We start from the raw sequence: 10,475 nt of genomic DNA on the forward strand, positions 1-10,475 counted from the left end.
TCCGATCCGTTCGGCCCGGCCTTGCCCCGGCTCCGCGAGGAGGCCGGCCGGTTGAGGACCGGTCGGGCGCGGGCCGGCCGGAGAGAGCCGGGCCGCGCCCCCTGTCTTCCCACCCTGGAGAATCGCATGAACCCAACCGCTTCCCCGCCCGGCGCCGTCATCCGGGACATCCCGCTGTCGCGTCTTTTCCTGGCGCCCGAGAACGTCAGAAAGACCCCCGCCCACGACCGCGCCCAGGCCGAGCTCGAGGCCTCGATCCGGGCCCACGGTCTGCTGGAGAACCTCGTAGCACGCGCCGACGGCACGGACGACGACGGGAACGAACGCTTCGCCGTCCTCGCCGGCGGCCGGCGCCTCGCGGCGCTGCAGTCGCTCGCCGGAGACGGCGCGCTGGATCCCGAGCTTCCGGTGCTCTGCCGGATCGCGCCCGACGCCAACGGCGGCGAACTGTCGCTGGCCGAGAACGTCGTGCGAATCGCCATGCACCCCGCCGACCAGGTGGCGGCGTTCTCCGCCCTTGCGGGCGACGGACTGTCCGTCGCGGCCATCGCGAACCGCTTCGGCGTCTCCGAACGCATCGTCGAGCAGCGCCTGCGCCTCGGCAACGCCGCCCCGGAACTCCTCGATGCCTACCGGGAGGAGGCCATCGACCTGGAGACGCTCAAAGCGTTCGCCGTCACCCCCGACACCGGGCGCCAGCTTGCCGTGTGGGAACAGGTCTCCGCGCAGGATTACCGGCCCACCGCCTGGCAGGTCAAGCGCCTGATGACCGAGGAGCGGGTGCCGGGTTCCTCGGCGCTGGCCCGGTTCGTGAGCGTGGACGCCTACGAAGCCGCTGGCGGCCCGGTGATGCGGGATCTGTTCGCCGACGGGCACGAGAACGGGACGTGGTTCGAGGATCCGGCGCTCCTGAACGATCTGGCCATGAAGAAGCTCGAAGCCGTCGCCGACGAGCTGTCCACCCGCTGGAAGTGGGCCGAGGCGAGGCTGGAGGTCGACTGGAGCACCGCCGCGCGCTACGGCCGGGTCCATCCGCGGCCGGGCGAGCCCACGGACGAGGAAACCGCCGAGACCGAGCGGCTGCGCACGCGCCACGACGAACTGGCCAACCTCGACGACGAGGACTGGACCGAGGCGCTCGAAGCCGAAGCGGAGTCCATCGACGAGCGGCTCGACGCGATCGAGCAGGCGGTGGAGGCCCGCGCGCGGTTCCGCCGCGAGGACTTCGCCATCGCCGGGGCCATCGCCACCGTCGGGCGCGACGGGACGTTGCAGATCGTCCAGGGGCTAGTGAAGCCTAAGGACATGCCGAAGGCGGACCCCGCCGCCGCGGGCGCGAACGGCCACGCTGCCGACACGACCGCCGGGAACGGAACGGCGGGCGCCGGAAGCGTCGATGCGCCGGCCGTCTCCGCACCGCTGGCGCCGCCGCCCGATCCGCGCGCCACGGCCCGGCAGGAGGCGGGCGTGGGCATCGGGCTGGCCGACGACCTGCGCGCCATCCGCACGGCGCTGGTGAAGGCGCACCTGGCGACCGACTTCGAGGCCGCGTTCGACCTGACCGTGTTCCAGATGGTGCGCGCGGTCTTTGCGCACGGCTACACGACCGCGTACCACGCGCTCGACATCGCGTTCAAGGAAACCGCCGACCGGCCCGCGATGCGCATGAACGACGACGGCTTCGCCGCCTCAAGCCCCGGCGAGGCGATGCTGGCGGACTGGTCGGACCTGCCGTTCGACTGGATAGAGGCCGACGACGACGCAGCCTGCTTCGACGCGCTGCGCAACCTGCCGCGGGCGGACAAGGAGAAGCTGTTCGCCGCCGCCGTCGCGCGCACGGTCCGGGGCCAGCTCGCGTTCGAGCACGAGGCCCGCCCGGAACTGGAAGCCACCGTCGCCCGGCTCGGCATCGAGTTCGCGAAGCACGTGCGCCCGACCGCGGATCTGGTGTGGTCGCGGCTGCGCAAGGACCGCATCCTGGCCATCGCCCGCGACACGCTGGGGCCGGCCTGGGCGTCGGCGCGCTCGAAGTACAAGAAGGTCGATCTGGCAAAAGCCATGGAGGAGGCGTTCGCCGCCGGCAAGCCGCCCGTCGGCATCGGCGCCGATGAACACGCCGCCGCGCTCGCCTGGACCCCGCCGGGGTTCGCGGCGTTCGACGCGGGCGGCGACGCCGAAGCAGAGCCTGCGCCCGACGGCAAGGACGACGCGCCGGCTCAGGCGGAACACGCCACCGGCGGCAACGGCCACGCCGCCTCGGCTCGCGAGCGGAACGACGTTCCGGCGAGCGGCAACGGCGCCGGCGATGTCGGGCACTCAGCCGCAGACGCCGGAGTAACCGACGCCAACGGCGAGACCGCTGGCGAGGCCGCGGACGTGCCTGAGTTCCTGCGCCAGGCGACACAGACGCAGTAGCCGTCCGCTGTCGCGCGCCCCGCCCGGATTTCCGCCCGGGCGGGGCGCATCCTTTTCCCATGCCACAGGGAGGCTCCATGAACGACACCCGAACGATCCGCGCGCGCATCCACGATTCCGCGCTCAAGCGCGTCACCCGCACCTTCGCCGCGACGCTTGCGGACATCTTCGCCGAAACGCTGCAAAACGCCCGCCGCGCCGATGCCACGCGCGTGAACGTCGTGCTGGGCGAGCACGAACGCGACAGCGGGCCGACCGTCACCGTCCTCGACGACGGACAGGGCATCGCCGACCCCCGGGTTCTCTTGTCGTTCGGCGAGAACGGCTGGAGCGGCGATCTCGTCGAACGCGAGGACGCCGCCGGGATGGGCATGCTGAGCCTGGCGCGCCGGGGTTGCGCCGTCTCCTCGCGGCCCCGCGCGCCGGGCGACGCGCCCGGCTGGCGAGTAGAGCTCGAGCCGGACCACTTCGCGGGGGAGGCCGCGGCCGAGGTACTTCCGGATGTCGGCGCACCGTATCCGCACGGCACGGCCGTGCGGTTTCCGGCGGGGGAGACCGAGGCGGACGACAAGATCCGCGGCGCGCTGGAAGCCGCCACCGTCCACTACCCGCTCCCGGTGTACTGGGGACGCGCCGACCGCTCGCCAAGGGACGCCGAGGCGCTGCCGCGCCGGGCGTTCCTCGACGGCGCCGTGCATGTCGAGCGCTGGCGCGGCCTGGTGTTCGGGGTGTTCCGGAACCGCCCGCGGCGGTTCGCGCTGAACGACCCGGACGTGAACTTCCACGGCCTGACCGTTGCCGTTCGGCTGCCGTCGGTCGAATCCGTCGGCGGCGCGCACTGGAGCGTGGCCGCCGACATCGAGGACTGTCCCGAACTGGAGTTCGTGCTGCCCGCCCGCAAGGAGGCGGTCGAGACGCCGTTTCTGGACGAAATGCGCGAGGCCGCCCGACACGCGATCTACCGGGCGCTCGCCGTCGATCCGGATCCCCGCCCGTCGTTCGCGGACTGGGAACGGGCTCGCCGGGCCGGCATCGAAATCGAATCGCCGCCGGCCGAGCTTCGTTCCTGGCGCCCCGCCGTGGCCGACATCGACCACTGGCGCGAGGCGCCCAAGCTCCAGGCCATCGGCACCGACGCGCTGCTCGTCGCGGCCGATCCCGAGCCGCCCGAGGCGCAGGGGTTCCGGCGCGCCGCGGAGCGCGGCGGCGTGACGCACCGGCTGTTCGAGCCCGACCGCAGGCTGGAGGGATTCGGCTGGTACGACGCGATCCCGCGCATTGTGGCGATCCGCACGGAGGTCACGGATGGCGGCACGATCCACGCGCTGGAGGACTGGCCCGCCCCGGATCGCGCGGGTGGCGCCGGGACGCTCCCGCCGCGGCCGGAGACGATTCGCACGGTCGCCACCGTGCGATCGCCCGGGCGACCGGACCGCACCCTCGACCTCCCCACGGACCTCGCGTTCGCGGGCGAGGCCTGGACCTGGGTGGAGGACGCGCGGCCGCTGGTGACCGCAGACAGCGCGCTCGACCCGCACGAACTCGCGGGGCTGCTGTACGACGCCTACTTCTCGCCCTCGGACGACGCCGACGCGGATTCCTGGGAGCGCCAGCGCATCGAGTTCGAGCGCGAGGCGCTGCATCTGGCCACGCGGCTCCTGGTCTCCGACGACGAGGCGCGGCGGCGCTCCATCGCCGACGCGGTCGAACGGGAGCTGTCCTGGCTGATTCCGCGCGAGCGCGGCGCGGACATCGCCGTGCGCAACGGCCGGATCACCGTGACCCTGGGCGAGCCAGCCGCGGCGACCGCGTCGTGAACGGCAATCGACGAGTTGTCCACGCCAAGCGCGCGGACGCGCCGGGGACGGACGGGGACGAGGCGCGCAAGCGCGCCATCGCCCGCGCCCTGTGGACGGAGATCCACTGGCTGATGCCCACCGACCGCGCCGTCGCCATCGCCGTCGACGGCGACGACATCGCGGTCGAGTTCGGCCCGCCGGGCTGCGCCCCGCAGATGTCCGCCGAAAAGCCGCCAATTTCCACTGACGTTGACCGGAGACGCCCATGAAACTCATCACCGAGTCCCAGCGCGCCGAACTGCTGAAGAACGCCGCGTTGCCAGACGCCGATCCCCGGCCCCCGCTCAAGCTGTTCAACCCCTGCGGCGCCGCCACCTGGCTGTTCACCGAACTCGGCGAGGACGAGGACACTCTGTTCGGATTGTGCGATCTGGGCTTCGGCTTCCCGGAGCTGGGCTACGCCAGCCTTTCGGAGATCGCCGCCACCCGCCTGCCGTTCGGCCTGACGATCGAGCGCGACCTGCATTTCCGCGCCAGGGCTCCGATCTCCGTGTACGCGGAGGCCGCGCGCGCCGCCCGGCGCATCGTCGAGCGCGGCCCCGAGCTCGATGCGGCGCTCAGCCGCCACGCCGCCGCCGCGACCCGGACCGATCCGCAACCCGCCGCTGCGCAGCCCGGGAGGTAGCCGCCATGCCCCGCATCGTCGAAACCACCGTCTACGAACTCAAGGAACTGTCCGGCGCGGCGAAGGAGCGCGCCCGCGCCTGGTTCCGGGAGTCGTGCCTGGATTATGACTGGCACGAGTTCGTGTACGACGACTTCGAGACCGTCTGCGGGCTGCTCGGCGTGACGCTCAAGACCCGCCCCGTGCCGCTGATGGGCGGCGGGACGAGAGACAAACCCTGCGTCTGGTTTTCCGGGTTCGCCTTCCAAGGGAGTGGCGCCTCGTTCGAGGGCGCGTACGAGTACGTACCCGGCGCGGCCCGCGCCATCCGGGCGCACGCGCCGCGCGACACGGATCTGCACGGGATCGCCGACACCCTGCAGGCGGTCCAGCGCCGCAACTTTTTCCAGCTCGCCGCGGATGTCCGCCAGCGCGGGCGCTACTGCCACGAGTACACGATGACCGTCGACGTCGAGCGCGACAGCCCGACCTGGCAGCCCATGACGGACGGCGCCGAGGACACGGTCGTCGAGGCCATGCGCGATCTGGCCCGCTGGCTCTACCGGCAACTCGAGCGCGAGTACGACTACCAAACGTCCGACGCCCTGGTGGACGAGACCCTGGCCGTCAATGCCTGGACGTTCACCGCCGAGGGGGCCCGCTTCGGCTGATCGCACCGGTTCGCGTTCGCGCGACCCGCCCCCCGGAGTCCGGCGGGCCGTTCGGCAGGCGGTCCGGCGGCGCGGCGCGGGAGGGATACCGCCCCGTTCGCCGCCGGCTTTCCATCCCGACCCATCCGGAGACTTCCATGCCCGACGCCGTTTCCCCGGCGGACGCCGCCGCGCGCCCGTCCGCCCCGCCACTCGCGCCCGTCGTGGGCTACGGTCCGCCGCCCGCCCGGGCCGTCCTGCCGCCCGCCCGGGCCGAAGCCCTCATCGCCGCGGCCCGGACCCTGCTGCCCCTCCTGGAGGCTGGAAGGCCGCTCGACGCGTCCACGCTGAGAGACGCCATGACCCGCGCGTTCGGCGGGACCGACGCCGGGGGCGCCTGGCTGTGGAAGGACGCCTACGAAGCGGCCGAGGCCGCGCTGGTGCTGTTCCTGCAACGCTACGGGCGCGCCATGCGCCGCCGCGCCGGAGCCGGCCCGGACGGTCCCGCCAACATGCTCGCCATGCTCTGCGCCCTGGCGGCGCTGGAGCCCTCGCACACCCGGCGGTCCGAGGAACAGGTGCGCCTGCAGCAGTTCTCCACGCCCCTGCCGATGGCCTACGCGGCGCTGAAGGCCGCCGCCGTGCGGCCCGGCGATGCCGTGCTCGAACCGTCCGCCGGCACCGGAATGCTCGCCGTGATGGCCCAGTGCGCGCTCGGGCGGCAAGCCGTGGGCGCGCTGCATCTCAACGAAATCGCGCCCGTGCGGGCGGCAGTCCTCGCCGGGCTCTTCCCGGAGGCCGAAGTCACCCGCCACAACGCCGAAGCCCTCGCCGACTTCCTGCCGCACGTGCGGCCGTCGGTCGTGCTGATGAACCCGCCGTTCTCGGCCACCCCGGGCGTGTCGCGCGGCCGCCGCGGCGCGGACCTCAGGCACGTCCGCTCGGCGTTCGCGATGCTGCCCGAAGGCGGCCGGCTCGTCGCCGTCACCTCGGCGAACTGCGTGCCCGGGGATGCGGCCTGGAACGGCGCGTTCGCGCCGCGGTCCGGCGCGCGCGTCGTGTTCACCATGGCCATCGACGGGCGCGCCTACGCGCGGCGGGGCACCGGGTTCGAGACCCGGCTCACGGTCGTCGACCGGAGTTCCGGACCCGGCATCGCCGTCGATCCCTCTGCCCGCGCCGCCGATGCCGCCGAACTGCTCGATGCCGCGATCGCGTCCGTCCCGCCGCGGCGGACCGTCGAACTGCTCGATGCCGCGATCGCGTCCGTCCCGCCGCGGCGGACCGTCGAACCCGCGCCCGGCGCCGATCTGTTCGGGCACGTCCCGGTGCCGCGAACCCGGCAATCCGGCACGGCCCGCCGGAACGCCGCACGGCCTGCCCCCCAATCCGCCCATGACTGGGGCCCGGTTGCGGAACTGGAGATCGCCAGCGCAGCGGTCGATCGGAAAACGGAATCGTCCGCGGCCACTGCCGCAGGCCCCTACGCGGCGTGGCGCCCGAGCGTGGTGCGGGTACCGGGCGCCACCGCCCATCCGACCCCGCTGGTGCAGTCCGCGGCGATGGCGGCCGTCCCGCACCCGCGGCCGTCGTACCCGCCGATGCTGCCGGAACGGGTCGTGACCGGGGCGGCGCTGTCCGATGCCCAGCTCGAGAGCGTCGCGCTCGCGGGCGCGGCCCATGCCGGACACCTTGCGGCCCGCTACCGCATCGGCTCGGGCTGGGAAACCGTGCATCGCTGCGGCGAGGACGGCGAACCGCAGGATGACGGCGCCACCGCCGACGGCGAGACGCTGTCCGAACCGGTGCGCTTCCGGCGCGGCTGGATGCTCGGCGACGGCACCGGCGCGGGCAAGGGCCGGCAGGTCGCCGCCGTCGTGCTCGACCGCTGGCTCAAGGGACAGCGCCGGGCGCTCTGGCTGTCGCAGTCCGACAAGCTGCTGGAGGACGCGCGCCGCGACTGGACCGCACTCGGGGGCCGGGAAACCGACGTGATCCCCCTCGGCAAGTTCCGCCAGGGCGCGGAGATCCCGCTCACCGAAGGCATCCTCTTCTCCACCTATGCGACGCTGCGCTCGCCGGCCCGCCAAGGCAAGGCCTCGCGGCTCGACCAGATCGTGGAATGGCTCGCGGGCAGCCTCGACGAAGACGACCGCCACGCCTTCGACGGCGTCGTGGTGTTCGACGAGGCCCACGCCATGGCCAACGCCGCGGGCGGCAAGGGCAACCGCGGCGACATCGCGCCCTCGCAGCAGGGACGGGCCGGTCTACGGCTCCAGCACGCGCTGCCGGACGCGCGCGTCGTCTATGTCTCCGCGACGGGCGCCACGACCGTCCCCGGGCTGGCCTACGCCGGGCGGCTGGGACTCTGGGCCGCCGGAGAGACGCCTTTCGAGACCCGCGCCGAGTTCGTCTCCGCCATGAAGGCGGGCGGAGTCGCCGCGCTCGAAGTGGTCGCGCGCGATCTCAAGGCGCTCGGCCTGTACCAGGCCCGCGCGCTGTCCTACGACGGCGTGGAAGTGGACATCCTCGAACACGCGCTAACCGACGCCCAGCGGCGCATCTACGACGCCTACGCCGGCGCGTTCAAGGTCATTCACGCCAACCTCACCGAGGCGCTGAACGCCACCGGCATCGCAGACGGGGAGTGCACCCTCAACCGCAACGCGAAGTCCGCCGCCATGTCCGCGTTCGAGGGCTCCAAGCAACGGTTCTTCGGCCACTTGCTCACTTCCATGAAGTGCCCGTCGCTGATCCGCGCCATCGAGGCCGATCTCGAGCACGGGCGCTCCGCGGTGGTGCAGCTCGTGTCCACCGGCGAGGCGCTCATGGAGAGAAGGCTCGCCGAGATCCCGGCCTCGGAATGGGACGATCTGAACGTCGATCTCACGCCCCGGGAGACCGTGATCGAGTTCCTGGCCCACGCGTTCCCGGTTCAACTCCAGGAACCGTTCACCGACGCCGAAGGCAACCTGATGTCGCGGCCGGTTTTCGACGACGACGGCCAGCCGGTGCTGTCGCAGGAAGCGGTGGCCCGGCGCGACGCCCTGATCGAGAAACTCGCGGCGCTGCCGCCCGTCCCTGCCGCCCTCGACCAGATCGTTCAGCACTTCGGACACGACGCGGTGGCGGAGGTGACCGGGCGCTCGCGCCGGGTCCTGCGGATCGCCGACGCGCGCGGCGAACGACTGGCGCTGCGCGGGCGTCCCGCGTCCGCGAACCTGTCTGAGGCCGCGGCGTTCATGGACGGCGCGAAGCGCATCCTGGTGTTCTCCATGGCCGGCGGCACCGGGCGCAGCTACCACGCGGATTTGTCTTGCGCCAACACCGAGCGGCGCGTGCATTACCTGCTCGAACCCGGCTGGCGGGCCGACCAGGCGATCCAGGGACTCGGCAGGACGCATCGGACGCACCAGGCGTCCGCGCCGCTGTTCCGGCCCGTCGCCACCGACGTGAAGGGCGAGCGCCGGTTCATCGCCACCATCGCGAGAAGGCTCGACAGCCTCGGCGCCATCACCCGCGGTCAGCGCGATTCCCAGACCGCCATGGGCGGCGGGCAATCGCTGTTCCGCGAGAGCGACAACCTCGAAAGCGCCTACGCGAAGGCGGCGCTGCGCCAGTTCTACGGCTCGCTCTGGCTCGGGCGCATCGGCGGCTGGACGCCGGAGCGGTTCGAGGACGCCACAGGCCTCAAACTCTCCCACGAGGGTTCCCTGAAGGAGAACCTGCCGCCCATGCCGAAGTTCCTCAACCGTTTGCTGGCGCTGCCCATCGACGAGCAGAACGAGCTGTTCGCGGAACTTGAAACGCGCATCGCCGCCAACATCGAGCAGGCCGTCGAAGCCGGCACCTACGAGCTCGGCGTCGAGACGGTGCGGGCCGACTCGCTGGCGGTGGCCGGACGGGAGACGCTGTACGATCACCCCGGAACCGGGGCGGCAACGGAGCTGGTCGAGATCCTGCGCCGCGACCGGCTTCAGCCGACGACGGCGGATGCGGCGCTCACCCTCGCTGCCCGCGATCCCGGATCCGACGGCCAACCGAGGCTCGCGGTCAATACCCGCTCGCAGCGCGCCGCGGTGGTGCTGTCCGCCCCCTCGCGGCTGTTCGACGACGGCGGCGTGCAGGAGCGCCTGCGTCTCCTGCGGCCCGACGCCCGCCAGTCGATGGCGCGCGACGAACTGCGTGCCTCGCACTGGCGCCGGGCTCCGGAGGCGGACTGGCGCCGCCTCTGGGACGACGAGGTGGCCGCGCTGCCCTCGCACCGGGAATCCCGGTTCTGGCTCGCCACGGGGCTTCTCTTGCCGGTCTGGGACCGGCTGCCCGCGGAGAACATGCGCGTGCGCCGGCTCACCACCGACGAAGGCGCTGCGTTGATCGGGCGCGTGCTCGATGCCGAACAGGTCCGCGCCGTGCGGCAGGCGTTCGGCCTGGGCGGCGGGTTCGACATGACCGGGGAGGAAGCGTTCGAGGCCGTGCTCTCGCGCGGGGCCGCCATTCCGCTGGCCAACGGCTGGCGCGTCGCACGGCGCCGCCTCATGGGCGCCGACCGCGTCGAGATCGAGGGCCCCGCCGATACCGATCTCCCGGCGCTCAAGCGCCTCGGCTGCACGGTGGAGATCGTCGCCTACCGCGCCCGCGTGTTCGCGCCGGACGCCGGGACGCTCGGTCGGGTGCTCGAACGCTGGCCGCCCGCGTGACGCGGATCGAATGTCCGATACAGCGCGTGCTGCCGGCCCGCCAGGGTACGTACCGCCGGCCCGCCAGGGCCTGCCGACCCGCCAGGGTCCGCCATCCGTATGGCCGGCTCGCGGGGTTCCGTGCAGGCGGAACCGCGCTTCCCCCATCGCCCGGGCGCGTGCATGCTGTCCTGCGGCACGCCCCATAGCAACGGAGAATGGAATGGACGCCTCCCACCCTGATGCTGAAGGACGGAGGGAAAGAAGT

The 10,475-nt window shown here is 72.8% G+C and carries 6 protein-coding genes; all 6 read left to right on the forward strand.

The window, feature by feature from the left end; translation table 11 throughout:
- Nucleotides 1–126: 126 nt before the first annotated feature.
- The 6 genes from F4Y72_10845 (at nucleotide 127) to F4Y72_10870 (ending at nucleotide 10,228) form a co-directional block, all read left to right on the forward strand.
- On the forward strand, nucleotides 127–2,415 hold the full coding sequence (locus tag F4Y72_10845; GenBank protein MXZ28781.1) for a chromosome partitioning protein ParB: 2,289 nt from the start codon (nucleotides 127–129) through the stop codon (nucleotides 2,413–2,415).
- Nucleotides 2,416–2,492: 77 nt separating this feature from the next.
- Nucleotides 2,493–4,232, forward strand: a complete 1,740-nt coding sequence (locus tag F4Y72_10850; protein ID MXZ28782.1) for a hypothetical protein — start codon at nucleotides 2,493–2,495, stop codon at nucleotides 4,230–4,232.
- The gene (locus F4Y72_10855) at nucleotides 4,229–4,483 is read left to right on the forward strand and encodes a hypothetical protein (protein ID MXZ28783.1); all 255 of its coding nucleotides are present in this window, start codon (nucleotides 4,229–4,231) and stop codon (nucleotides 4,481–4,483) included. Before F4Y72_10850 ends, F4Y72_10855 begins: the two co-directional genes overlap by 4 nt.
- The gene (locus F4Y72_10860; protein MXZ28784.1) at nucleotides 4,480–4,899 is read left to right on the forward strand and encodes a DUF2958 domain-containing protein; all 420 of its coding nucleotides are present in this window, start codon (nucleotides 4,480–4,482) and stop codon (nucleotides 4,897–4,899) included. The genes F4Y72_10855 and F4Y72_10860 overlap by 4 nt, the downstream gene beginning before the upstream one ends.
- A 5-nt stretch (nucleotides 4,900–4,904) precedes the next feature.
- On the forward strand, nucleotides 4,905–5,549 hold the full coding sequence (locus F4Y72_10865) for an antitoxin of toxin-antitoxin stability system (protein ID MXZ28785.1): 645 nt from the start codon (nucleotides 4,905–4,907) through the stop codon (nucleotides 5,547–5,549).
- Nucleotides 5,550–5,686: 137 nt separating this feature from the next.
- Nucleotides 5,687–10,228: a methylase gene (locus tag F4Y72_10870; protein ID MXZ28786.1), complete on the forward strand. Its 4,542-nt coding sequence runs from the start codon at nucleotides 5,687–5,689 to the stop codon at nucleotides 10,226–10,228.
- Nucleotides 10,229–10,475 lie beyond the last annotated feature (247 nt).

This window comes from Gammaproteobacteria bacterium (assembly GCA_009838035.1).
Taxonomy (GTDB): domain Bacteria; phylum Pseudomonadota; class Gammaproteobacteria; order Steroidobacterales; family Foliamicaceae; genus Foliamicus.

Bases quoted from the DNA above. Each gene is read 5' to 3' on its own strand.
- F4Y72_10870 (MXZ28786.1), top strand. From the start codon at position 5,687: ATGCCCGACGCCGTTTCCCCGGCGGACGCCGCCGCGCGCCCGTCCGCC.
- F4Y72_10865 (MXZ28785.1), top strand. From the start codon at position 4,905: ATGCCCCGCATCGTCGAAACCACCGTCTACGAACTCAAGGAACTGTCC.
- F4Y72_10850 (MXZ28782.1), top strand. From the start codon at position 2,493: ATGAACGACACCCGAACGATCCGCGCGCGCATCCACGATTCCGCGCTC.
- F4Y72_10860 (MXZ28784.1), top strand. From the start codon at position 4,480: ATGAAACTCATCACCGAGTCCCAGCGCGCCGAACTGCTGAAGAACGCC.
- F4Y72_10845 (MXZ28781.1), top strand. From the start codon at position 127: ATGAACCCAACCGCTTCCCCGCCCGGCGCCGTCATCCGGGACATCCCG.